The organism is Actinoplanes siamensis (genome assembly GCF_016862395.1).
In the GTDB taxonomy this organism is placed as follows: domain Bacteria; phylum Actinomycetota; class Actinomycetes; order Mycobacteriales; family Micromonosporaceae; genus Actinoplanes; species Actinoplanes siamensis.
The window spans coordinates 99,612-122,369 of sequence record NZ_BOMW01000014.1 but is presented as its reverse complement, the minus strand read 5'-3'; the positions used below and the strand labels follow the sequence as shown (position 1 = coordinate 122,369).

At 73.6% G+C, this 22,758-nt stretch carries 20 protein-coding genes; 9 read left to right on the top strand and 11 right to left on the bottom strand.

Annotated elements, in window-relative coordinates:
- Nucleotides 1–32 precede the first annotated feature (32 nt).
- Genes Asi03nite_RS07010 through Asi03nite_RS07000 form a run of 3 tightly spaced genes read right to left on the bottom strand, consistent with a single transcriptional unit; the run spans nucleotide 33 to nucleotide 2,565 of the window.
- Nucleotides 33–734, bottom strand: coding sequence for a 3-oxoacid CoA-transferase subunit B (locus Asi03nite_RS07010; RefSeq protein ID WP_275409337.1), 702 nt, complete (start codon nucleotides 732–734; stop codon nucleotides 33–35).
- The gene (locus Asi03nite_RS07005) at nucleotides 731–1,393 is read right to left on the bottom strand and encodes a 3-oxoacid CoA-transferase subunit A (RefSeq protein ID WP_203677589.1); all 663 of its coding nucleotides are present in this window, start codon (nucleotides 1,391–1,393) and stop codon (nucleotides 731–733) included. Before Asi03nite_RS07005 ends, Asi03nite_RS07010 begins: the two co-directional genes overlap by 4 nt.
- The gene (locus tag Asi03nite_RS07000; protein WP_203677588.1) at nucleotides 1,390–2,565 is read right to left on the bottom strand and encodes a thiolase family protein; all 1,176 of its coding nucleotides are present in this window, start codon (nucleotides 2,563–2,565) and stop codon (nucleotides 1,390–1,392) included. Before Asi03nite_RS07000 ends, Asi03nite_RS07005 begins: the two co-directional genes overlap by 4 nt.
- Before the next feature lie 71 nt (nucleotides 2,566–2,636).
- Here Asi03nite_RS07000 and Asi03nite_RS06995 point away from each other — a divergent pair, with 71 nt between their 5' ends.
- Nucleotides 2,637–3,560 carry a LysR substrate-binding domain-containing protein gene (locus Asi03nite_RS06995; RefSeq protein WP_203677587.1) on the top strand — a complete coding sequence of 308 codons (924 nt, stop codon included), beginning with the start codon at nucleotides 2,637–2,639 and terminating at the stop codon, nucleotides 3,558–3,560.
- 375 nt (nucleotides 3,561–3,935) lie between these two features.
- Nucleotides 3,936–5,573 (top strand): ABC-F family ATP-binding cassette domain-containing protein, encoded by a 1,638-nt coding sequence (locus Asi03nite_RS06990; protein ID WP_203677586.1) that lies wholly within the window; start codon nucleotides 3,936–3,938, stop codon nucleotides 5,571–5,573.
- A 114-nt stretch (nucleotides 5,574–5,687) separates the two neighbouring features.
- Here the strand turns inward: Asi03nite_RS06990 and Asi03nite_RS06985 are convergent, their stop codons facing one another.
- A complete protein-coding gene (locus Asi03nite_RS06985) occupies nucleotides 5,688–6,200 on the bottom strand; it encodes an Hsp20/alpha crystallin family protein (RefSeq protein ID WP_373872094.1) in 513 nt (170 codons plus the stop codon).
- Between the two features lie 302 nt (nucleotides 6,201–6,502).
- Here Asi03nite_RS06985 and Asi03nite_RS06980 point away from each other — a divergent pair, with 302 nt between their 5' ends.
- The gene (locus tag Asi03nite_RS06980) at nucleotides 6,503–7,564 is read left to right on the top strand and encodes an alanine racemase (RefSeq protein WP_203677585.1); all 1,062 of its coding nucleotides are present in this window, start codon (nucleotides 6,503–6,505) and stop codon (nucleotides 7,562–7,564) included.
- 159 nt (nucleotides 7,565–7,723) lie between these two features.
- Here Asi03nite_RS06980 and Asi03nite_RS06975 read toward each other — a convergent pair whose 3' ends face one another.
- Nucleotides 7,724–8,530 carry a metallophosphoesterase family protein gene (locus tag Asi03nite_RS06975; protein WP_239102499.1) on the bottom strand — a complete coding sequence of 269 codons (807 nt, stop codon included), beginning with the start codon at nucleotides 8,528–8,530 and terminating at the stop codon, nucleotides 7,724–7,726.
- 100 nt (nucleotides 8,531–8,630) lie between these two features.
- Between Asi03nite_RS06975 and Asi03nite_RS06970 the strand changes: the two genes are divergently transcribed.
- Nucleotides 8,631–10,109 carry a cellulase family glycosylhydrolase gene (locus Asi03nite_RS06970; protein ID WP_203677584.1) on the top strand — a complete coding sequence of 493 codons (1,479 nt, stop codon included), beginning with the start codon at nucleotides 8,631–8,633 and terminating at the stop codon, nucleotides 10,107–10,109.
- Nucleotides 10,110–10,219: 110 nt separating this feature from the next.
- Here Asi03nite_RS06970 and Asi03nite_RS06965 read toward each other — a convergent pair whose 3' ends face one another.
- The gene (locus Asi03nite_RS06965) at nucleotides 10,220–11,122 is read right to left on the bottom strand and encodes an acyl-CoA dehydrogenase family protein (protein ID WP_239102498.1); all 903 of its coding nucleotides are present in this window, start codon (nucleotides 11,120–11,122) and stop codon (nucleotides 10,220–10,222) included.
- Nucleotides 11,123–11,374: 252 nt separating this feature from the next.
- On the opposite strand from Asi03nite_RS06965, the gene Asi03nite_RS06960 reads away from it, so the two are divergent.
- The 3 genes from Asi03nite_RS06960 (at nucleotide 11,375) to Asi03nite_RS06950 (ending at nucleotide 14,289) form a co-directional block, all read left to right on the top strand.
- Nucleotides 11,375–11,860 (top strand): hypothetical protein, encoded by a 486-nt coding sequence (locus Asi03nite_RS06960; protein WP_203677583.1) that lies wholly within the window; start codon nucleotides 11,375–11,377, stop codon nucleotides 11,858–11,860.
- A gap of 204 nt (nucleotides 11,861–12,064) precedes the next feature.
- Entirely contained in the window at nucleotides 12,065–13,546 is a 1,482-nt protein-coding gene (locus Asi03nite_RS06955) for a gamma-glutamyltransferase (RefSeq protein ID WP_203677582.1), read from the top strand.
- A gap of 197 nt (nucleotides 13,547–13,743) precedes the next feature.
- On the top strand, nucleotides 13,744–14,289 hold the full coding sequence (locus tag Asi03nite_RS06950; RefSeq protein WP_203677581.1) for a type 1 glutamine amidotransferase domain-containing protein: 546 nt from the start codon (nucleotides 13,744–13,746) through the stop codon (nucleotides 14,287–14,289).
- A 39-nt stretch (nucleotides 14,290–14,328) separates the two neighbouring features.
- Here Asi03nite_RS06950 and Asi03nite_RS06945 read toward each other — a convergent pair whose 3' ends face one another.
- Together Asi03nite_RS06945 and Asi03nite_RS06940 are read right to left on the bottom strand one after the other, a co-directional pair.
- Nucleotides 14,329–16,026 (bottom strand): methyl-accepting chemotaxis protein, encoded by a 1,698-nt coding sequence (locus tag Asi03nite_RS06945; protein WP_203677580.1) that lies wholly within the window; start codon nucleotides 16,024–16,026, stop codon nucleotides 14,329–14,331.
- 98 nt (nucleotides 16,027–16,124) lie between these two features.
- Nucleotides 16,125–16,586, bottom strand: a complete 462-nt coding sequence (locus tag Asi03nite_RS06940; protein ID WP_203677579.1) for a hypothetical protein — start codon at nucleotides 16,584–16,586, stop codon at nucleotides 16,125–16,127.
- A 47-nt stretch (nucleotides 16,587–16,633) separates the two neighbouring features.
- Here Asi03nite_RS06940 and Asi03nite_RS06935 point away from each other — a divergent pair, with 47 nt between their 5' ends.
- Complete coding sequence (locus Asi03nite_RS06935) at nucleotides 16,634–17,407, top strand: (2Fe-2S)-binding protein (RefSeq protein ID WP_239102497.1); 774 nt, start codon at nucleotides 16,634–16,636, stop codon at nucleotides 17,405–17,407.
- Nucleotides 17,408–17,620: 213 nt separating this feature from the next.
- On the top strand, nucleotides 17,621–18,289 hold the full coding sequence (locus tag Asi03nite_RS06930) for a hypothetical protein (RefSeq protein ID WP_203677578.1): 669 nt from the start codon (nucleotides 17,621–17,623) through the stop codon (nucleotides 18,287–18,289).
- Nucleotides 18,290–18,521: 232 nt separating this feature from the next.
- Here Asi03nite_RS06930 and Asi03nite_RS06925 read toward each other — a convergent pair whose 3' ends face one another.
- The 3 genes from Asi03nite_RS06925 to Asi03nite_RS06915 all read right to left on the bottom strand — a co-directional run bounded on the left by Asi03nite_RS06925 (nucleotide 18,522) and on the right by Asi03nite_RS06915 (nucleotide 22,742).
- Entirely contained in the window at nucleotides 18,522–20,120 is a 1,599-nt protein-coding gene (locus tag Asi03nite_RS06925; protein ID WP_203677577.1) for a methyl-accepting chemotaxis protein, read from the bottom strand.
- A gap of 74 nt (nucleotides 20,121–20,194) precedes the next feature.
- Nucleotides 20,195–20,782 carry a DivIVA domain-containing protein gene (locus Asi03nite_RS06920; RefSeq protein WP_203677576.1) on the bottom strand — a complete coding sequence of 196 codons (588 nt, stop codon included), beginning with the start codon at nucleotides 20,780–20,782 and terminating at the stop codon, nucleotides 20,195–20,197.
- Between the two features lie 133 nt (nucleotides 20,783–20,915).
- Nucleotides 20,916–22,742: a hybrid sensor histidine kinase/response regulator gene (locus Asi03nite_RS06915; RefSeq protein ID WP_239102496.1), complete on the bottom strand. Its 1,827-nt coding sequence runs from the start codon at nucleotides 22,740–22,742 to the stop codon at nucleotides 20,916–20,918.
- Nucleotides 22,743–22,758: the final 16 nt, after the last annotated feature.

Sequence of the window (22,758 nt, the reverse complement as noted above, 5' to 3'; positions counted from 1 at the left end):
GGCCTGCCGGCGCGACGTGCGGCGGAAGAGGGTCAGGATCGGCGCGGCGAATCGCCCGCAGGTTGTGACGCACCACGGACCGGCCGGGGTGCCGGCTGGTCCGGCCGGTCCACCAGCGGCACCGGCAGACGTACGCTGAGCTCCTCGAACGAGATGCCGAAAGTGTCCCGCACCACCACCCCCCGGTCGGTGATCACGAACGTCGCCAGGTCGGTGTAGATCCGGTCGACGCAGCCCACGCCGGTCAGCGGGTACGTGCACTCCGGCACCAGCTTCGGCACGCCGTCCCGGGTGAACAGCGTCATCATCACGTAGACCCGCTTCGCGCCGGCGGCGAGGTCCATCGCGCCGCCGACCGCCGGGATCGCGTCCGGCTCGCCGGTATGCCAGTTGGCCAGGTCGCCCCGCGCGGAGACCTGGAACGCGCCGAGCACGCAGACGTCCAGGTGGCCGCCGCGCATCATCGCGAACGAGTCGGCGTGGTGGAAGTACGCCGAACCGGGCAGCTCGGTCACCGGCACCTTGCCCGCGTTGATCAAATCTGGGTCGGCCTGGTCGCCGGTGGCCGCCGGCCCCATGTTGAGCATGCCGTTCTCGGTGTGCAGCACGATGCCCGCGCCGGCCGGCAGGTGGTCGGCGACCAGCGTCGGCCGGCCGATGCCGAGGTTGACGAACGACCCCGGCTCGATGTCGCGGGCGATCAGCGCCGCCATCTCGTGCTCGGACAGGCTCACACCGCCACCACCCGGTCGACGTAGATGCTCGGGGTCACTATCACTTCAGGATCCAGCTGACCGGTTTCGACCACCTCGCTGACCTGCGCGACGACAAGCTCTCCGGCGGTCGCCATCACCGGGCCGAAGTTACGGGCGGTCTTGCGGTACACCAGGTTGCCCATCCGGTCCGACCGGTGGGCGCCGATCAGCGCGACGTCGCCCCGGATCGGATACTCCAGGACGTAGGTCCGCCCGTCGATGTCCCGGGTCTCCTTGCCCTCGGCCAGCGGCGTGCCCACCCCGGTCGGGCAGTAGAACGCCCCGATGCCGGCGCCGGCGGCACGTATCCGCTCGGCGAGGTTGCCCTGCGGCACCACCTCGAGCTCGATCTTGCCGGCCCGGTAGAGGCCGTCGAACACCCAGGAGTCCGGCTGCCGGGGAAAAGAGCAGATCATCTTGCGTACGCGACCCTTGGCCAGCAGGGCGGCAAGTCCGGTGTCACCGTTGCCGGCGTTGTTGGAGACCACCGTGAGGTCTGTCGCGCCCTGGTCGATCAGCGCGTCGATCAGCCGCACCGGCATGCCGGCCAGACCGAACCCGCCGATCAGGATGGTCGAGCCGTCCTCGATCCCGGCCACCGCCTCCGCTGGGGAGTCGCAGATCCGGGCAGCCGTCATGCCACGTTCTCCAGGACCACGGCGAGAGCCTGGCCCACCCCGATGCAGATGGCGGCCACGCCGTAGCGGCCGCCCGACTCCTGGAGCCGGGCCGCGAGCGTACCCAGGATGCGGCCGCCGGAGGCGCCGAGGGGATGTCCGATGGCGATCGCGCCGCCCTTGGCGTTCACGATGTCCGGGTCGATGTCCCAGGCGTCCACGCACGCGATCGACTGCACCGCGAAGGCCTCGTTGAGCTCGACCGCGGAGACGTCCGCCCAGGTGATCCCGGCGCGGGCGAGCGCCCGGCCGGCCGCCTCGACAGGCGCGAAGCCGAACATCGTCGGCTCGATCGCGGAGACGCCGCGGCCGGCGACCCGGGCGAGCGGCGCTGATCCGATCCGGTCAGCGGCACGTTCGGAGCCGAGCAGGACCGCGGCCGCCCCGTCGTTGAGCGGCGAGGCGTTGCCCGCGGTGATCGTCCCGTCCGGGCGGAACGACGGCTTGAGCCCGGCCAGTTTGCCGGGATCGCTGCCCGGCCGGATGCCCTCGTCGCGGGTGAGCTCCCCGACCGGGACGGTCAGGCCGGCGTAGAACCCGTCCTCCCACGCCGCGTGCGCCAGCACGTGCGAGCGGGCGGCGAACGCGTCCTGCCGCTCCCGGGAGATCCCGAACTTCTCGCCGAGCAGCTCGTTGCACTCGCCGAGCGAGACGGTCCACTCCGGCGGCATCCTCTCGTTGACGAACCGCCAGCCGAGAGTCGTCGACACCGCTGTCACGTCGCCGGCCGGGAACACCTTTGACGGCTTCGGCAGCACCCACGGCGCCCGGGTCATCGACTCCACGCCGCCGGCCACCACCACGTCCGCGTCGCCGGACTCGATCGCCCGCGACCCGATGATCGCCGCGTCCAGCGACGACCCGCAGAGCCGGTTGACGGTGCTGGCCGGCACCGTGACGGGCAGGCCGGCGAGCAGCACGGCCATCCGGCCGACGTTGCGGTTGTCCTCGCCCGCCTGGTTGGCGCACCCCCACACGACGTCGCCGATCGCCGCCGGGTCCAGGTCCGGAACCTTGTCCAGCACGCCCCGCAGGGCCACCGCGGCCAGGTCGTCGGGACGGGCCTCGGCGAGAGCGCCGCCGAACCGGCCGAACGGGGTGCGGGCCGCGGCGTAGAGGTACGCGGAAGTCATGCCCCCCAACGTAGGCCGACCGCACCGATCGAGGCCAATACTGAATCACGCGCGATTGATAATGTGGATGCATGGAACTGCGGCACCTGCGCGCATTCGCCGCCCTCGCCGAGGAACGACACTTCGGCCGGGCCGCGGACCGCCTGCACATCGCCCAGCCGGCGCTGTCCCAGCAGGTCAAACAGCTGGAGCGGGAATTCGGCGTGGAGCTGGTGAGCCGCACCACCCGGCGGGTCGAGCTGACCGGGGCGGGCCGCCGGTTCGCCGAGCACGCCCGCGCGGTGCTCGGCTCGGCCGAGCGTGCCACCGCCGACATGGCGCTGGTCGCCGCCGGCCGGGCCGGGCGGGTGTCGGTCGGATTCATCGGCACCGCGACGTACGACCTGCTCCCGCTGGCCACCCGGGAGGTCCGCCGGCAGTTGCCGGACGTGCGCCTGGAGCCGCACGGCGAGCTGCTCAGCCCGGCACTGGTCGACGGTCTCGCCGACGGCACGTACGACCTGGTCGTGCTCCGGCCCGACGGTGAGCGGCGGCCCTTCGACCTGCGGGTGCTGCGCGCCGAGCCGCTGGTGGCGGTCCTGCCCGAGCGGCACCCGCTGGCCGACCGGTCCCGCATCGACCTGGCCGAACTGGCCGCCGAGCCGTTCGTCACGCACTTCTCCGGCCATCGGTCGTCGATGCACGAGCACGTGCTCGCCGCCTGCGCGGCGGCCGGGTTCCAACCGGCCTCGACGATGGAGGTGGGCGAGACCGCGACCCTGGTGGTGTTCGTCGCGGCCGGTCTCGGGGTGGCGCTGGTGCCGGAGCCGGTGCGCAGGCTCGCGCTGGACGGTGTCGCCTATGTCCCGCTGGTGGATCCGCCCGCGGTGGAACTGGCGATCGCGACCCGCGCGCAGGAGAGCTCCCCCGCCGTCCACCGGGTCGCCGACATCATCGTGCGCTGCTCGGAGGGGCAGTTCGAAACCCGGGAAGCCGATTCCCGCGGTACGCCCTGAGCCCCGCCCCGACACATCCCGCCTGTGCCGGCCGCGAGCGGACGGCTGGCACAGGCAGGTGCGTCCGGACCGTCGAGTCCCCCTGACCGCCGGCCGCCGGGTGCGGGCCGGCAGCGAAGGGGGCGGTGCGCGACCTGCGGGGCCGGCCGGGGGTTGAGGCGCGACGGGCGAGGTGTGACGCGAGTGTCCAGGGGTGGTGGCGCGGTAGTATCGGGACGGTTCGAGAAACGGAGCTCCTGGTGTCAGTGGACGACGACATTTCGGGGTGAATCCCCCGATGCGGCCACCGACGTGCGCGATTCACCGCGCCGTCCGCGTGGCCCATTTCGTCGTTCCCTGACAACCGGCGGTTTCTCGTACACCTAAGGCCTTCGCATGTCTATCGTCTGCACCAGTCTGTCCTTTTCCTGGCCGGATGACACCCCGGTCTTCGACGATCTGAACGTCTCCGTGCCCGGCGGCCGCACCGGCCTGGTCGCCGCCAACGGCTCCGGGAAGAGCACCCTGCTCCGCCTGATCGCCGGCGAGCTCACGCCCGGTGGCGGCAGCGTCGTCGTCGACGGTGTGCTCGGCTACCTGCCGCAACATCTGCCGTTCCAGGCCGGGCAGAGCGTCGCCGAGGTGCTCGGCGTGGACCGGGCGCTGGCCGCGCTGCACGCCATCGAGTCCGGCGACGCGGCCGAGGAACATTTCGCCGCGATCGGCAACGACTGGGACGTCGAGGAGCGCACCCGCGCCGAGCTGGACCGGCTCGGCCTCGGCGGGATCGCGCTGGACCGGCGGCTCGGCACACTCAGCGGCGGCCAGGTGGTGTCCCTCGGGCTCGTCGCCCAGCTGCTGAAACGGCCGGACGTGCTGCTGCTCGACGAGCCGACGAACAACCTCGACGGGCCGGCGCGGGACCGGCTGACCGAGGTGCTGCGCGGGTGGACCGGCTGTCTGCTGGTGGTCAGCCACGACCGGGCGCTGCTGGACGAGATGGACCGGATCGCGGCGCTCGACCACGGCGAGATCCGGTGGTACGGCGGGAACTTCACCGCCTACGCGGAGACCGTCCGGGCCGGACGCGAGGTCGCGGAGCGGCAGGTGCGCAACGCCGAGCAGAACCTCAAACGGCAGAGACGCGAGATGCAGCAGGCGCGGGAACGGGCCGCGCGGCGGGCGTCGACCGCGTCGCGCAATCTCGCCGACGCCGGGCTGGCCCGGATCGTGGCCGGCGGACTCGAACGGGAGGCGCAGGTTTCCGCGGCGAAGACCAACGAGACGCACGCGAACCGGGTCGGCGACGCCAAGGCGCGCCTGGACCAGGCGTCGCGCGCGGCGCGGCAGGACGACAAGATCGTCCTGGAGCTCCCGGAGACCATGGTTCCGGCCGGGCGCACGGTGTTCCACGGGGAGCGGTTGCTGGTTTCGTACGACGGGAAGCCGGTCTTCTCCGGCGGCGGCGCGGATCTGGACATCCGTGGACCGGAACGGATCGCGCTCGTGGGCCCGAACGGGGCCGGCAAGTCGACGTTGCTGCGGCTGATCAACGGTGACCAGGCGCCGGACTCGGGTTTCCTGGCCCGCGCGGAGGGGCGGGTGGCCTACCTGTCGCAGCGGCTGGACCTGCTCGATCCGTCGCTCACCGTCGCGGAGAGTCTGGCGGCGTGGGCGTCCTCGCTGCCGGACGCGGAGCGGATGAACCTGCTGGCCCGGTTCCTGTTCCGGGGTACCCGGGCGCATCTGCCGGTGCGGGTGCTCAGCGGCGGGGAGCGGTTGCGGGCGACGCTGGCGTGTGTGCTGTTCGGTGCTCCGGCGCCGCAGTTGTTGCTGCTGGACGAGCCGACCAACAACCTCGATCTGGACAGTGTGGGCCGGCTCGAGGCGGCGTTGAGCGCCTATCGGGGGGCTTTCGTCGTGGTCAGCCACGACGAGCGGTTCCTGGCGGAGATCGGGGTGACGCGCTGGCTGCGGCTGGCCGGCGGCCGCCTCGCGGAGACCGCCGCGCCGGTCTCCACCCGCCGGCGGTAGCCGGACCCGCCCGGCGTGGCGGTGCGGACGCGGGCCGCGCTATTGCGGCGCGGCCCGGGGCCGGCGGTGTCGACGGTCCGGGGCGGGAGCATCTCTCGCCCCGGACCGCGTGCTTCAGGGCTGGGCGGGCACGGGCGCCACGGAGCCCTCGACGATCTCGGGGCGGTCGGCCGCGGTGACCTCACGCTTGTCGCCCGTGGTGATCGAGATGCGGCGGGGCTTGGCGGCCTCGGCGACCGGGATGGTGAGGGTGAGGACGCCGTCCTGCCAGGTGGCGGCGATGCGGTCCAGGTCGAGGCCGTCGCCGAGGGAGATGCGGCGCTCGAACGTGCCGGTGGGGCGCTCCCGGCGCAGCCACTGGACGTCGTCGTCGGTGCGGGCGGAACGCTCGGCACGGATCGTCAGAACCCGCCGGTCGACGTCGATCTCGACGGAACCCGGGTCGATGCCGGCCAGATCGCAGTGCAGGACGAAGTGGTCACCCGATCGGTACAGGTCCATCGGCATCCCCAGGCCGGCGGCGCCGTTGACAGCGGAACCGGTGCCGAACATCTGCCCGGCGAGGCGGTCGAACTCCCGGAAGGGATCGAAAGTCAGCACCACGAACACCTCCTCTTGACTGCCCACCGGCGTCTCCGGCGGGCACGTGGCGCTCGGCTAAAGATCAAATATGCCGAGGTCACCGCGGGCGGTCTCGCGGGTTCATCACCGCGATCCACCAGCAGCGACAGTTAATTTTCTAGCACTCCCACGCGAGGAGTGCCAAGTCCTTCCATCACATTTTTTCTCGCGTCGGAGGGCGGCGAAGGGCGGCGGTACAGCGGGCAGGGCGCGGCCACAGCCGCCCCGGCGCGGCGGGCCCGGGGCATCGGCAAGGATGGGGACGGTGGCCGCGGAGGCCGGCCGCCGCGCGACCCCGGGAGGCCGTCTTGCTCGCCGATCTGCCCACCCCCTGCGTGACCGTGGACGCCGGCGTCCTCGACCGCAACCTGCGGACCATGGCCGCCTCCGCCGCCGCACGCGGGCTGGCCCTCCGGCCGCACGCCAAGACCCACAAGTGCGTGGAGATCGCCCGGCGCCAGATCGAGCTGGGCGCGGCCGGGCTCACCGTCGCCACGATCAGCGAGGCCGAGGTCTTCGCCGACGCCGGGATCCGGGACCTGTTCATCGCGTACCCCGTCTGGCCCTCGCCGCAGCGCGCCGCCCGGCTCCGCGCGCTGGCCGCCCGGGTGGCGCTGCGGGTCGGCGTCGACTCCGCCGAGAGCGCCGAGGCCCTGGCCCGAGCCGTGCCCGGCCTGGAGATCCTGGTCGAGGTGGACAGCGGGCATCATCGCAGCGGCGTGGCGCCGGCCGAGGCCGGCGGCATCGCCGCCGAGGCGCAGAAAGCCGGACTGGAGGTACGCGGCGTCTTCACGTTCCCCGGGCACGCCTACGGCCCGGGACGGTCCGGCCGGGTGACGGAGGAGGAGGCGGCCGCGCTGACCGGGGCCGCCGGCACGGTGACCGCGCTCGGCCTGGACGCGGGTGTCCGCAGTGGTGGCTCCACCCCGACCGCGGCGCTCACCGATTCCGCGTCGCTCACCGAGATGCGTCCCGGCGTCTACGTCTTCGGCGACGCCCAGCAGGTCGAGCTCGGCACCTGCGGTTGGGACGAAGTGGCCCTGACCGTGACGTCCACGGTGGTGAGCCGCTCCCGCCGGAAGGTGATCGTGGACGCCGGCAGCAAGGTCCTCGGCGCCGACCGGCAGACCTGGGCCACCGGCTTCGGCCGCCTGCTGGACCACCCCGACGCCCGGATCACGGCTCTCTCCGAGCACCACGCCACAGTGATGTTCCCGGAGGGCGCGCCGCTCCCCCGGCTCGGCGAGATCCTGCGGGTGGTGCCCAACCACGTCTGCGCCACCGTCAACCTGGCCGACGAGCTGGTCGTCGTCTCCGCCGGCGAGCCGGTCGGCCGTTGGGCCGTCGCCGCCCGCAACGCCAACACGTGACGGGACGCGGGAGAACCGGTCCCGCGCGCGCAAGCTCCGGGCAGGAGACGACAGCGAGGTTCCGCCCCGCGCCGGGGTGACGGCGTCAGGGTGCGCCCCGGGAGCGGGCTCATCGCGTGCCAGCGCCGTCGGATCGTGACCGGGAAGGCCGCGGACGGATCACCGCCGGTGGTAGGTGGGCGCGGCCGGGTCGTGCATCTTTCCGCGGTAGATGCCGTGGCGCAGCTCGGAGATGTAGCCGTCGAGCTCCGGCATGCCGAGCCGGGCCGCCACGGCGATCTCGGCCTCCTGATCGCAGGGCACCCGGACGAACTGCACCGAGAACGGCGCCGGGTCCGGGGAGTCCGGAACGCCCTCGACGATCGCGTACACCGGGGTCGGATCGTCCATCGAGTTGCCGACGCTGCCGGTGTTGAACAGCGTCCGGCCGCCCGGGCCCACCTCGTAGAACGGGTCGTGCGTGTCGCCGTACCCGACGACCGCCGGCGTGACCTGCGAGCCGGTCGCCGGGGTGTTGGCGAACATCTCCAGGAACTGCTGTTCGTCGTGGTCGAAGCGGACCCGGTGGTGCACGCTGGTCGCCGAGGCGTGGAAGAGCCGCACCCAACGGCCGCTGATCCGGAAGTCGTGGCAGAACGGCAGGCCACGTAGCCACTCCGCCTGGCCCGGGCCGAGCTGCGCCAGCCACCAGGCCATCGCCTCGTTGTCGTAGGCGCGCGCCGGGTCGGGCAGGAAGTCGTCCCAGTTGCCCAGGAGGTTCACCGCGCAGCGTTGCCGGCACAGCTCCACCACCTCGCGGCCGCGCGGGCCCTTGCCCACGTAGTCGCCCAGGTTGTAGATCAGCTCGATGCCGCGGGCGTCGATGTCGGCCAGCACGGCCTCCAGCGCGGTCAGGTTGCCGTGGACGTCGGAGATCAGGGCGATGCGTTCGAGCGACCGGTGCACGAACGCCAATCGTAGGGGCACCGGACGCACTCCTGTTCGCAACCACTCTGAACTCCGGATGATCCGCTCCCTACCGAAACGGACACTGCCACCTCGACGACGTGAAGGGACGCCGTACACGATGAGCAGTGCCCGGTTCCGTACGCTCGCCCTGTCCTTTCTGCTGACCGCGTGCGCCCTGGCGCCGTCGGTGCCCGCCCTCGCCGGACCCGGTGCCCAGGCCGCCGCCCCCACCCCGACCATGCGCAGCCGGCTGGAGGCGGTCCGCACCTCGCGGACCATCAACTACTACCCGTCGGACGCCGGCTGGTCGGCGATGTGGACCCAGTTCGACGCGAAGCAGGTGGACAAGGACCTGGCCAAGGCGGCCGGGCTCGGCGCGGACAGCGTACGGATCGTGGTCTTCCCCCAGGTCTTCGGCTTCCCGAAGCCGAAACCGGAGTACCTGGACCGGCTCGGCGACATGATCCACACCGCCGCGCGGCACGGCTTGGCCGTGAAGCTGACCCTGTTCGACTGGTGGGCGGACTACGACAACGTCCAGGGCAGCGCCGCCTGGGCCGAGGCCGTGGTCGGGCCGTACGCCGACGACCCGCGGGTGATCGCGGTCGAGGTGAAGAACGAGATCTCGCCGGCGGACCGGGCGGCCATGACGTGGGTGCGCCGGGTGATTCCGGCGATCCGCAGGTTCGCGCCGCGCATGCCGCTCACCCTCTCGGTCGACGGGCACGCCGGCCCGCCCGGTCTGGCCCGGCTCAAGCGCACGCTCGGCACCGTGGCGCTGGACTACTACGACTTCCACTTCTACGGCGCCTCGGAGCAGGCACTGGCCGACATCCGCAAGGCCAAGGCCGCGGTCGCGCCGAAGCCCATGGTGATCGGCGAGACCGGACTGAGCACGACCGCGAGCAGCGCCGGCGAGCAGGCGGCGTACCTGGCCCGGGTGTTCCGCGCGGCCGCGGTGGCCGGGGTGGACTCGGTGGCGCCGTGGACGCTCACCGACTTCGCCGACGGCGCGATCCCGTCCAACTCGGTGGTCTCCACGCTGCCCGCGCAGTACCAGTTCGGCCTCTACCGCACCGACGGCACGGCCAAGCCGGCCGCGGCGGTGGTCCGGACCGCGTGGAGCGGCAGGGAACCCGGCAACGAGGTGCTCAACCTGGGCTTCGAGCAGAAGGCCAGCGACTCGCCGTGGCAGGAGAACCTGCCGGAGGCCGGCCTGGCGCAGCAGACGGGCGAGGTCGCGCACTCCGGCCGGCGGTCGGTGCGGTTCGCCCGCACCGGGCGCGCCGACAGGGGGTTGCCGTCGCTGCGGATCTCCCCCGTCACCCCGGTGCAGGCTGGCCAGCGCTGGTCGGCGTCGGCCTGGGCGCGCGGGTCGCGCGCCACCGGGCTGACGGAGATCTCGCTGAGCTGGTTCGGCGCCGAGGGCCAGTGGATCTCCGAAACCCCGTCGCGGCGGCTGCCGCCGGGCACGACCGGCTGGACGAAGCTGTCCATCGACACGGTCGCGCCGCGAGGAGCCGCCGGGGTGCAGTTGCACCTGAAGTCCGGCGACAACACCGGCGTGGTCTGGTTCGACGACGTCAGCCTGTCATGACCGCCGGAGATCCGCCCGCGCCGTCGAAGATCACCTCGAACGGGCGGGTGAAGCCGGTGGGCAGGTGCGGCGGCGCGGCCAGCCGTCTCGTGGCCGGGATGGCCGGCGCCTCACCACCGCGGATCCTCCACGGACAGCGCCCGGCCGAGCTGTTCCAGGTCCGTCTCGGCACGGCTCTGTCGCAGGTAGACGGTCAGGTCGGTGACCCGCTGCGCGTGCCCGGGGTCCTGGCAGAGCGGGCCGGCGCCGAGCGCCCGGCCGACCCGGTCGATCACCTCGGTGGCGGCCGCCTCGACTGTCGAGCGCACGCGCAGGGCGAGCCGGCGCGCGTCGGCCTCCGGGTCGGCGTCGATCCGGGCCGCCGCGTCGGCCAACACCGCGCCGGCCGCGCCCAGGGCGACGTCGACCGCGCCCAGATGGGCCAGGGCGTGCGGGTTCAGTCCCTTGCGGCGGGCCGCGGCGAGCAGCGTGTCCGCGACCCCCAGGGCGCCACCGAACCAGCAGGCGGCGACCCCGATCCCGGCGTGCCAGAAGCCGGGGCGGCCGGCGTACTCGCCGGGACCGCCGACCGGACGGGCCGGGGCGCCGGTGAACCGGACCGTGCGGCTGTCGCTGCCGGCCATGCCGATCGCCGGCCAGGTGCCGTCCAGCGGCTGCACGAACGGCCCCTCGTTGCGCACCGCGAAGAGCCGGATGCCGTCCTCGGCGACGGCGGTCACCAGCGCGTCGGTGCACCAGGCCGCTCCCGGGCACCACGGGCGGTCGCCGGAGAGCCGCCACCCCTCGGGGCCGCGCTCGGCCCGTACCGACGAGGGAACCTCGGCCCAGACACCCCAGCGGCCCCCGCTCTGCCCGGCGTCGCCCAGCTCGGCCCGGATCGCGACCGCGTCGGCATGCCCCTCAGCGATTCGGCAGGCGACCAGATCGGCCCGGCCCAACGCGGTCAGGCTGCGGAAACGTTCAGCGGTGGCGCCGTGCCCGGGCAGGGGCAGGTCGGGCGGTTCGATCAGCACGGCCGAGCTTGTACCCGGAAGATCACCCACCAATCAGGCCGCTCCGCCGAGATCCGAAAAAGACTGGGACCACCACTCGCCCGCGGCGGGCAGCGGCACGGCGCCGAAGGTGTACCGGGCCGAATTCCAGACCACTCAGGACAGCGCCTTCCTTTGACTGACGTGTCAACCAGGCCAAGACGTAGTTGACATGTCAATCGACGACGGTGTGGTGCGGCTCTCCTAGAGTGGGGGCTCCGCGCAGGAGGTGTCGTGAACGATCGCAGGCGGTGGACGCGATACCTGGACGCCCGGGCGGAGATGCTGGCCGCACGCGACGAGTTCCACAGGCATCCGGCGGCGCGCCGGGAGATCCTGGCCGGGGCGCTGGACCAGGCGCGCGACGCGGACCCTTCCGAGGTCGGCGCGGCTCTCGAGTTCCTGCGGGAGCATCCCGAGGACGTTCCGGACCTGCTCCCGCTGCTCGTCGACCGGGCCATGTCGCTGCGCTTCGCCGGCCGCGCGCGCAAGGCGGTCGCGGCGGGCCGGCGCGACCAGGTCACCGTGCGGCTCCGGCGGATCGTGGCGGATCGCCTGGCGGACCCGGCGTGCGGCGCGTCCGAGTGCCGCCGCCTCGCCGAACTGCTCGACCACCTCGGGGACCACAGCTCGCGGGCCATGCTGGCACGGCTGACCAGCTGGGCCGGGGACAGCGGCGACCCGGACCTCCGCCGGGTCGCCGCGGACTACGCCACCTGACCGCAGGCGTCGTCACGACCATCGCCGGCGGTCGCTGGACCGGCATACCGGAACAGTCGTCGCCCGAAGGCACGGCACCCTGCCTGATCATGCGACGAGCATTGTCGGCAAGGCCCCCATGACGGCGCCCGCCCGGCAGATCGTGGGTGGCGTGACCCCGCCGGTACAGTTCCGATCCGTGCGCCCCACACCCGGAACCGACAGATGACGGCGGTCGCGCTCGCCGCTCCGCATCCGGCCGCCGCCGAGGCCGCGCGGGCCGTGGTGGCCGCCGGCGGCAACGCGCTGGACGCGGCGCTGGCGGCCGCGGCGGCGCTCACCGTGGTCTATCCGCACCAGTGCTCGGTCGGCGGCGACCTGGTCGCCGTCGTCCGGCCGGCCGGGCAGGCGCCACGGGCGGTGCTGTCCATCGGGGCGGCCGCCGCGGCGGCCGACATCGAGGCGCTGCGCGCCGCCGGCCCGCGCATGCCGTCCGGCGGGCCGCAGACGGTGACCGTGCCGGGCGTGGTCGCCGGGTGGGCCGCGATCGCCGGGCTCGGCGCCCGGCTGCCGCTGGCCGGCCTGTTCGCCCCGGCCCGGGAGGCCGCGGCGGGTGGGGCGCCGGTCAGCCGCGGCCTGCGGCGGGCCGTTCTCCGCCGGCTCGACGACATCCGCGCCGATCCGGGCCTGTCCGCCCTGCTGCTCGGCCGCGACGGCGAACCGGTCGGCACGCTGGTGCAGCCGGCGCTGGCGGCGACCTTCGACGCGCTGGCCGCCGACTGGCGGTCGTTCTACTCCGGACAGCTGGCGGACCGCCTGGTCGCCGGTCTCGCCGCGCTGGGCAGCCCGCTGTCCGCCGCGGACTTCGCGGCGCACCGGGCCGAGGTGGCCGAACCGCTGAGCCGGGTGGCCGGCGGGGTGACCTGGTACGCCGCACCGCCGCCGGTGCAGGGCGCGACGTTCCTGGCGATCGCCGGCTCGCCGGCCCTGCTGGCCGACGCGCACCGCGCCCGGCTGGTCCGGGACCGGCTGCTCGGCGACCCGCGAACCGGGCCGGTCGACCTGGACGGCCTGCTGCTGCGCGGCCCGGCCACCGGCCGGCCCGCCGGCGACGTCGCGACCGGGCCACGGCCGGCCGGTGACACCGTGGCGGTCGCCGCCGTGGACTCCGACGGCACCGCGGTCACGCTGATCCAGAGCGTCTTCCAGAGCTTCGGGTCCGGGCTGCTGGAGCCGCAAACCGGCATCGTCCTGCACAACCGGGGGTCCTCGTTCCGCCTCGACCCGGCGCACCCGGCCCGGCTGGCGCCGGGCGCGCGGCCCCCGCACACGCTCTGCCCCACTCTCGCGGTGGACGGCGGCACCGTGGTGGCGCTGGGCTGTCAGGGCGGGCGGTCGCAGCCGTGGATCCTCGCCCAGGTCGCCACCGACGTGCTCGCCGCGACGGATCTGGACGGGCTGCTGGCCAGGCCCCGGTGGGTGATCGGGGCCGAGGAGATCGACCGGGCGGCCCCGACGCTGCTGCTGGAGCCGGGCACGCCGGGCGCGGCCGGGTTGCGGTCCGTGGCGGGCGAGCTGGGCCTGGTCGTGGAGACGACCGCGGAGCGGCACGACGACGCCGGTCACGTGCAGGTGGCCCGCCTCCGCGACGGCATGCTGGCCGCGGCTAGCGACCCCCGCGCGGACGGCCACCCGGTCGTGCTGTGAAGCCCCGCCGGGTGCGCCGCCGTCACCCGGGTGCGTCCTCCCGGTCGCGCGCTCCGTGGCGGTGGCCGCGGGCGGCGATCACGTTGCCGACGAGCCGCTCCACATCACCGGGAAAGCGGCGGCGCCGGGAAAGGTCATGCCGGACGCATACCGGCACGGCCAGGTTTACCCGATCGCGCGCCGGGAACCCGACGCGCATGGCTGACGACATTCACGGCAAACGCATCGCCTTCCTCGCCACCGACGGCGTAGAGGAGGTCGAGTACACCGAACCCCGCAAGGCGGTCGAGAACGCCGGCGGGACCGCCGAACTGATCTCGATCAAGGACGGTGAGATCCAGGCCCTCAATCACCTCGACAAGGCCGGGACGTACGCGGTGGACAAGCTGGTCAAGGACGCGCACGTCGCCTCGTACGACGCCCTGGTCCTGCCCGGCGGCGTCGCGAACCCGGACTTCCTGCGCACCGACCCGACAGCGGTCCGGTTCGTCCGGGACTTCGTGGCCAGCGGCAAGCCGGTCGCCGCGATCTGCCACGGCCCGTGGACGCTGGTCGAGGCGGGCGCCGTCAAGGGCCGGACGCTGACCAGCTGGCCCAGCCTGCGCACCGACGTGACGAACGCCGGCGGCACCTGGGTCGACGAGCAGGTGCACGTCGACGGGACGCTGGTCACCAGCCGCAAGCCCGACGACCTGCCGGCCTTCTGCGAGCAGCTGCTGGCCCAGGTGGCCGGGCGGGCGTGACCGGTCCGGGTGCCGGCCGGCCCCGCCGGCCGGCACCTGTCACACCGCCAGGTCGTCGAGGCGGCGGATCGCCGCCGACACCTGCCCGGTCAGCGCACCGAGCGTGTTCGCCTGTTCGGCGGTCATGCTCTGCGCCCGCGCCGTCGTGACGTCGATGTCGGTGATCGCGTCGCTCATCTTCGTCATGATCTCGACGACCGCTGTGACGTGCTCGTTCAGCTCGTCCAGCGTGGTGCTGATGGTCTGGGTGGACTCCGCGGTGGTCAGCGCGAGGGTCTTCACCTCGTCGGCGACCACGCCGAAGCCCCTGCCGGCCTCCCCCGCCCGGGCCGCCTCGATGGTGGCGTTGAGGGCGAGCAGGTTCGTCTGCTTGGCGATGCCGCCGATGAACCGGGCCACCTCGTCGACCCGGCGCAGGCTGGCGTGCAGGGTACCGACCGCCTCGGTGGCGGCGGCGTTGCCGGTGAGCAGGCGACCGGCGACCGCCCGTACGTCCGCGACCTGCCCCTCGATCCTGGCGGCGACCGCGGAGACCGTCCCGGCCCGCTCGGAGACGTCCGCGAGTTGGCCGCTGACCACCGTCGACGTGCCGGTGACCAGTTCCCGGGCGGCCCGCTGGGCCTCCCGCTGGGCGGCGGTCTGCTCCTCGTGGGCCGCCTGCAGCTCGTGCTGCCGCTGCTCCTGCTCGGTGCGCAGTTGCTCCTCGTTCGCCGAGATCTTGTCGAGCATCCCGTCGACCGCCCGACCCAGCGCCGCGAGGTCGTCCGTGCCGGTCGCGTTGATCCGCAGGGTGTGGTCGCCGGAGGCGATGATCCGCTCGGTGGTCTCGCGCAGCGGCCGCACCCGGGTCCGCAGCGCGCGGCGGGTGGACCAGCGCATCAGCACGACCAGCAGCACCGTGGCGACCGCCATCAGGCCGAACAGCCGCCACGCCGTGCTGGTCGCGGCCGCGTAGATCGGCCGGGGCTGCACCGCCTCCAGGGTCAGGCCGCCGTCGTCGACGGTGGCGACTGTCGCGTCCACCGCCATCCGGTCCGCGCCGAGGACCGCGGTGTGCACCTCGACCGGGCCGATCGTGCTGCTCAGCGTGGGCTGCGCGATCGCCTTCGCCCGCACGCCGCCGACCAGGCCGATGCTCAGGTTGAGATCCTTGCCGAGCGCGCCGAGCCGGTCCCCGTTCAACTGCTTGAGCAGGATGAAGCCCCCGGACGGGGTGCCCTCGCCGCTGCTGGGAAACGCGCCGAGACCACAGAACAGGTAGCCGCCGCCCGCCGACAGCACCCCACAGGTCGGGGTCCCGGCCGGGGCGGACGGGTCGTAGAGCTTCTTGAGCAGGGCCGGGTCGTCGAGTCCGGCCGGGATCGGGCCGAAATTGTCGTCATCGGTGGTCAGGCCGCCGACGCGGACGCCGCCGTCGGGCCCGATGCCGAGGATGCCGTCGAGACCGTTCGTGCCATGCTGGGTGTCCGGGGGGAAGTCGGCCAGGAACATCTCGTCGTCGTCCCGGCCGATGGCGTAGTAGACGTCGTCCCAGATGCTGTTGGTCACACCGAACGCGGTCAGCAGCCGGGCCTGGCCGTCGAGTCCGATCCGGATCCGATCGGCGTCCTGCGCCACCTGGCGGGCCTCGAGGCCGTTGAAAGCGCTGGTGGCGACCTGCCGGAGCAGCAGGAAGCCGAGGACGCACGCGGTCAACGCGCCGAGGACCGGCCACAGCCGTCGTACCTGCGATTTCACGATGTTGTTATCGACATATCGCCGAAAAGTCTGAGCGTTGCCGTCCGGTTGCGGAGTGCCGCTGCTCACACGCTGACCGCCTGTCCCGCCACACGCGGCTACAGCGCGCACCAGACGTAGAGAGACTCGCCGTGCGCACGGGCCTCGGCGGCCAGCGCCACCACCCGGGCCAGGACCTCCCGCAGGTCCTCGGCGTCGACGCCGCCGTAGAACTCCTCGATCCGCGCCCAGCGACCGGCCAGTTCCGGCGCCTGCTCCGCCGGGATCGCGGCGAGCGCGTCGCGGGCCGCGTCGTCGAGCCGGGTGACCCACGGCCCTTCGTGGTCCAGGTTGTGCTGGGCGCCCGCCGGCCAGATCAATTGCTCGCCGACCAGGCCGGGAGCCCACTCCCGGCCGGTCGCGAAGCCGACCAGCTTGCCCAGCGCGATCGTGGGATCGATACCCTTGAGATCGGCTCCGGGGAATCCGCGGGGCACCGGGGAGCCGCCGTCCCGCTCGTCGAGGCGCCGGCGCACCGCGTCGTCACCGGCCGCCCGGAAGTAGTCGTACAGCACACCCATCCGGGCGACGGTAGCCGACCCCGGGGCGTCCCCCTAGGGTGAGTTCCGTGGGATCGGTGGAGGCGCTGGCGGCCGCGGCCCGGCTGGGGCCGTACTTCGCCTGGGAGCCGTGGGACGGGGACGCGGGCTGGCGGCCGTTGAGCGAGCTGCTCGACGAGCGGGTGGTCGGCGAGCGGGTGCGGGCGGCGCACGACACCCTGGTGCGGATGTCCGGGCTGGACCGGCGGGCCGTCGGCGAGCGGGCGGTCGCGTCGATCACGTTCCTCGGGCTGGCCTCCCGGCTGCTGTCCCCGCTGCTGGCGGCGGCCGCGGTCGGTGGGGCGCTGCCGCTGCCCGCGTTCGACCGGCTGTGGTGGCGGCCCGCGCCGGGCGGTCCGATGCCGATGGCGTACCGGGAGCTGGCGGCCGTGCCGTGCGCGGCGGAGCCGCCCGGCGTGGTCGCCGCGAGCCTGGCCGAGACCGCGACGGCGCGGCTGGTCGAGCCGGTGCTCGAGGTCTTCCGCAGGCGGTTCGGGCTGTCGCCGCTGGTGCTGCGGGGCAACGTGGCGTCCGCTCTGGGCGGGGCGTGCGGGATGATCGCCGACCAGGTGCCGGAGCACGCGGCGCGCGCCGCCGGGATCGTCGGGCAGGCGCTGCTCCAGGAGCCGCTGCTGGGCACCGCGGAGCTGGTCCGGCCCGATCCGGGGCGGGACCGGTGGTTCCTGGTGCGCCGCAACTGTTGTCTCTACTACCGCATCCCGGGCGGCGGCACCTGCGGCGACTGCGTGCTGACCGGGCCGCAGGAGCGGCGGCGTCACTGGGATGCGGTCCTCGCCCGCTGATCAACGGATGCCGGCGGGGATGGCTGCTCGGGGTGGACCGGGCGTGGCTGCCGCACCTCGAGCGCCAGGGGTGGCGGCGGGACGGTCCCCTGTGGAGTCGTGACCGATCGAGATCACTCGGCGAGTGGCCCGCCGCAGCCGAGCCGGCGGCGCATACCGTTACCGGATCGATAGGGTACGGTGCCTGATCGAAGCTCATCGGGAGGGCGGCGCATGGTCGACATCGGTTGGGTACGGCGGATGGACGCGATCACCGGCGGAGCCGTCGTGCTGACCGTCGACGCGGTCGTCTTCCTGATGACCGCGCTGTTCGGGGCGCCGTTCCTGCTGTTCTTCCTGGCCGACGGGGACGACCCGGGCGCGCCGATCTGGCCGATCGCGACGGTCTGGGTGGTGTCCGCGATCCTCGGTTCGGCGTCGGCGGCCGCGGCGTACCTGATCGGTGACCGCGGCACCCGGCGGATCCGGCAGGCCGGCGGCGTGACCGCGCTGACCACCGCCGCGGCCACGGCGGTGCTGGTGGCCACGTCGGTCAGCGCGTCGCCGGTGCTGGCCGCGGTCAGCGCGCTGTTCGCCGCCGCCAACCTCGGCGCGGTGAAGCTGCTGCTCACGCCGGAGCCGGAGCCGGCGCCGGCCGCGCTGCCGGAGGCGTTCCTGCTGGCGGCGCCGCTCGCGGAGGCCGAGGTGCGGACCCGCGAGACGATCGAGATCCAGGTCCGCCGGGAGCTGCCGGAGACCGGCGACGCGGAAGAGCCGGTGGAGGCGCAGGAGAAGCCCGCCGCCGAGTACGCCCGCCCGCGGCGCCCGCGCGGCCCGGCGGCCCTGCACACGCTGGGCGGGGTGCGCCTCCCACCACGCGCCCGGCGCCACACCCGCCGCTGACCCCGCCGGCCGGGGGCCGGACCCACTCACCGAGGACCGCGACGGCGCGCGCCGGCTGATGCGCCGCCCGCGCATCGACGACGCTTGGTACCTCGGCGACCCGAAGGCCGTCTTCGGCTGAAGCCGAGAGACGGCGGGCCGAAAGCCGGCGACCATGAGCCGGGGCCGCGAGCCTGCGGCCGAAAGCCGGCGGCCGAGAGCCGGGGCCGGGTGAGACGCCGGGGCCACGCGCTCAGTACTGGAAGCGAGCCACCAGTTCGCGGAAGTCCGCGGAGATCCGGGCCAGGCTCGCCGCCGCCTGGCGGTTGTGGGCCACCTCCTCCGCGGTCTGCTCGGCGGCCGTCGCGGCCTGCGCGATGTTCGTGGCGATGTCGCTGCTGCCGCCGGCCGCCTCGGAGACGCTGCGGTTCATCTCGCTGGTGGTGGCGGTCTGCTCGTCGACGGCCGCCGCGATCGAGCTCTGGTACTCGTTGATCTTCTGGATGATCTCGGTGATCTCGCCGATCGCCTCCACCGCGCCCTGCGTGTCGCTCTGGATGGCGCGGACCCGCTCGGAGATCTCCTCGGTGGCCCGCGCGGTCTCCTGCGCCAGGTCCTTCACCTCGCCCGCCACCACGGCGAACCCCTTGCCGGCCTCGCCCGCCCGGGCCGCCTCGATCGTGGCGTTCAGGGCGAGCAGGTTGGTCTGCTCCGCGATCGAGGTGATCGTCTTGATCACCTCGCCGATCTCGGCGGACGATTCGCCCAGCTTGCTGATCACCCGGTTGGTGGCGATCGCCCGTTCGGTGGCCTGGCCGGCGACCGTGGCGCCGTCGCTGGCGTTGCGGGCGATCTCCTCGATCGCGCCGCTCATCTGCTGGGAGGCCGCGGCGACCGCGCCGACGTTCGAGGAGACCAGGTCCGCGGTGGCCGCGGCGCCGCGGGCCTGGTCGCTGGTGTGCTGGGCCCGGTCCATGATCTGGTGGCTGCTGGCGGAGAGCTGGGCGGCCTGGTCGGCCAGGGTGTCCGCGCTCGCCGCCATCGCGGCGACCGCCTCGCGGACGCCGGCGACCGCCTGGTTCAGGTCTCCGGACATGACGCCGAGCTCGTCGCGGGAGGTGACCGCTACCGTACGCGTGAGGTTGCCCCCTGCCATGGCCCGCAGCGCGTCGCCGACGGCCCGGACCGACCGCCGGATCGCGCGGGCCACCACCTCGGCGATCGCCGTGCCGCACAGCAGACCCACCAGCAACATCACGCCGATCTGCAGCATCCCGGTGCGGTACGCCGACCGCCCGGCCGCCGTGGCGGCCGCCGCCTCGGCGTCGGCGTTCGCGGCGAGTTGCGTGATCTGATCGCGCATGTTCGCCACCAACGTGATCATGCTGTCGGTCGAGACGGCGGTGACGCCGGCGAGGGGCTCCAGGCCGAACTGGCTGGACCGGGCGCTGCTGTCGTAGGTCTGCCAGTTGGTCTTCAGCGCGTCGTAGAGCTTCCGGTCGGCGTCGGTGGTGACATAGCGGCCGAGCAGCGTCATCGCGGCCCTCATGTCCGACTCGCCGGCCTGGAAGGTGGCCTTGGCGCTGCTGGCGAGCGTGGACGACTTCTGCAGCCGCGAGGCGAGCATCTGCGCCGCGGCGTCGTTCATCGCGGCCTGCGCGCCGCGCACGTCGGCGACGGCCTTCAGCCGGGGCACGGTCACCCCGGTGATCGCGTTCATCCGGTCGTTGGCGTCGCTGAGCCGCAGCAGCGCCTGCAGGCCGACCGCGCAGGCGACCAGCGCCACGACCGCCACGGCGAGATGCACCTTCGTCCGGACGCCGCGGTCGGCGAACCAGCGTTGAACCGCCACCCCGTGATTCTTGCGCACCTCCGCGGCAGTTCCGGACGGATCGGGGATTGTCCGACCGGGTCCGGGCCGGCCGATCAGCCGGTGAACTCGCTCAGGCGACCGGAGATCTCATCGGCGACCTCCACTCGCCGGCGCTCGGCCAGCTCGATCAGCTCGGCGATCTCGTCCAGCGCGGCCACCCGCTGGGCCTCGATGCCGGCGAGCGCCTCGGCGTGGGCGTGCCGGGCGTCGGCGACGATCGTCGAGGCGCGTAGCTGCGCGTCGCTGATCAGGTGGGCGGCCTTCGCGGTGGCCTGCTCGATCAGGGCCTCGGCCTCCCGGCGCGCCTGCGCGACGTGTTCGTCGGCGTTGCGCCGGGCCAGCTCCAGCATGTGCGGGTCGTCGAGCCGGACCGGGACGTGCCGCGCCCGGTCCAGTTCGGCCCGTAAGGCCCGGGCGTGCTCCTGGGCGCGCAGGCAGTCCAGCTCGGCGCGCCGCACCCGCTCCGCGAGATCGTCCGGGGCGAGCCGCTCGCTCAACGCCCGGTTCTCCGCCTCCAGCCGGCGCATCTCCCCGGCCACGTCCAGCAGGAACGCGTCGACCTGGTCCTCGTGGTAGCCGATCGCGCCCGGGCGCGGCCGCGGGAACGCCATGCTGCCGATCTCGGCCGGAGTCAGCCCCACGGCGATACCTGCCTTCCTGAGCATGTGCACGTTCCCACGTGGAGCGCGGAACGCCGGTCATCGGATTCAGCCAGGTCAACGTCGTCAGGCAGTACACCCGCCGCCACATGCCAATGTCAACGTCAGGTGGCCGTCAAGTCCCCTTCGCGTGAGCCGCCGACAGCGCCTCGCCCACCGCCGCGAGCAGCTCGACGGCCGTGAACGGTTTCCGCACGATCGGTGTCTCCGGAGCGATGCCGTACTCGCGGCGCACCTCGGCGTCGTTGTAGCCGGACATGTACAGCACCCGCAGGTCCGGCCGCCGGGCGCGGAGCCAGCCGGCGAGCGCCGGGCCGGAGCGGCCGTGCATCACGATGTCGGTGACCACCAGTGCGACGTCGTGCAGGTCCAGGGCGTCCAGGGAATCCGGGTCCCGGTGGGTGGCCCGGTAGCCGTTGTCGCGCAGGATGCGGATCACCAGGTCCCGGACGAAGTCGTCGTCCTCCACCACCATGATCAGCTCCCCGTGGCCGTGCGCCAGCTCGCCGGCGGACCGGCCGGCCCGTCCGCCGGCGGGCGCCACGGCCGAGGGCAGCAGGATGCGGAACGTGGTGCCGGCCCCGGGCGCCGACTCCACGCCGATCGTGCCGCCCGCGTCGCCCACGATGCCGTAGACGGTGGCCAGGCCCAGCCCCGTACCGCGATCGGCGGGTTTGGTGGTGAAGAACGGCTCGAAGAGCCGGTCGCGGACCTCAGGCGTCATGCCGCAGCCGGTGTCGCTCACCGTCAGCTGCGCGTAGCGGCCGGCCGGGAGCCCCGCGGCCGCGCCCTCGGCCAGCTCCACGTAGTCGGTCTCGACCACCACCACGCCGCCCTCGGACATCGCGTCACGCGCGTTGATCACCAGGTTGAACAGGATCTGATCGAGGCGCCCGCGGTTGGCGCGCACCGGCAGGCCATCGGGGCCGGGGCGGCAGACCAGCCGGATGTTCTCCCCGATGGTGCGGCTCAGCAGCTCACCGGCCTCGGTGACCACCTGGTTCAGGTCGATGATCTCCACCCGGGTGGGCTCCCGCTTGGCGAACAGCAGCAGCTGCGTGGTCAGCGACTTGGCGCGCTCGGCGGCGTTGCGGATCCGCGACAGGTCGGCGGCGGCGTCGCCGGAGACCTCGTCGGCGATGAAGTCCGCGTAGTTCAGGATGATCGCGAGCAGATTGTTGAAGTCGTGGGCGACCCCGCCGGCGAGCTGGCCCAGGCTCTCCAGCCGGTCGGCCCGGGCGGAGCGTTCCCGCGCCAGCTTCTCGTCGGTGATGTCGCGTTCGGTGGCGGCCGCCGCCACCACGATGCCGTCGTCGTCGCGGACCGGCCAGACGTCGACACTGACCACGAACGGCGTGCCGTCCTTGCCGGCCCGGTGCGACTCGTCCAGATGGATCCGCCGGCCGGCGGACAGCTCGGCGAGCGCCTCGTCCAGGTCGACGTCGCCGTCCTCGGCCAGGACCTCGCCGAACGAACGGCCGATCATCTCCGACGCCGGCCGCCCGTAGAGCCGCTCGGCGGCGCCGTTCCAGACCATCACGACGCCGTTCAGGTCGCTCGCGATGATCGCGTCGGCGGACTGCTCGGCGACCGCGGCCAGCATCTCCCGCTCCCGGGCCGTGCCGGCCGAGGAGCGCGTCAGGTTGCGGTGGTGGCGCGCGACGCCCCAGCCGACAACGGTCATGCCGGTCAGCACCGCCAGCCGGGTGAGCTGCTCGGCGCTGCCGAGGAACCCCTGCCAGGTGGAGACGGCGAAGGCGGCGGCGAACGCGTAGCCGCCGACCGCGAGCACCGCCGGCGGGTTCGCCGAGGCCGCGGCGAGCGCCGGGCCGACCGCGACCAGGCCGAACAGCAGCATCCGGGCCGGGGCGGCGGCGGAGATCGCGGCGAGAGCGGTCACGATCGCGATCGACACCAGGACGTACGACGACCGACTGCCCACAGACCCCAAGCGTAGA

Excerpts from the sequence above, each read along its gene's own strand:
- Asi03nite_RS06990 (WP_203677586.1), top strand. The coding sequence starts at position 3,936 with ATGTCTATCGTCTGCACCAGTCTGTCCTTTTCCTGGCCGGATGACACC.
- Asi03nite_RS06970 (WP_203677584.1), top strand. The coding sequence starts at position 8,631 with ATGAGCAGTGCCCGGTTCCGTACGCTCGCCCTGTCCTTTCTGCTGACC.
- Asi03nite_RS07005 (WP_203677589.1), bottom strand. The coding sequence starts at position 1,393 with ATGACGGCTGCCCGGATCTGCGACTCCCCAGCGGAGGCGGTGGCCGGG.
- Asi03nite_RS06950 (WP_203677581.1), top strand. The coding sequence starts at position 13,744 with ATGGCTGACGACATTCACGGCAAACGCATCGCCTTCCTCGCCACCGAC.
- Asi03nite_RS06955 (WP_203677582.1), top strand. The coding sequence starts at position 12,065 with ATGACGGCGGTCGCGCTCGCCGCTCCGCATCCGGCCGCCGCCGAGGCC.
- Asi03nite_RS06995 (WP_203677587.1), top strand. The coding sequence starts at position 2,637 with ATGGAACTGCGGCACCTGCGCGCATTCGCCGCCCTCGCCGAGGAACGA.
- Asi03nite_RS07000 (WP_203677588.1), bottom strand. The coding sequence starts at position 2,565 with ATGACTTCCGCGTACCTCTACGCCGCGGCCCGCACCCCGTTCGGCCGG.
- Asi03nite_RS06940 (WP_203677579.1), bottom strand. The coding sequence starts at position 16,586 with ATGGGTGTGCTGTACGACTACTTCCGGGCGGCCGGTGACGACGCGGTG.
- Asi03nite_RS06930 (WP_203677578.1), top strand. The coding sequence starts at position 17,621 with ATGGTCGACATCGGTTGGGTACGGCGGATGGACGCGATCACCGGCGGA.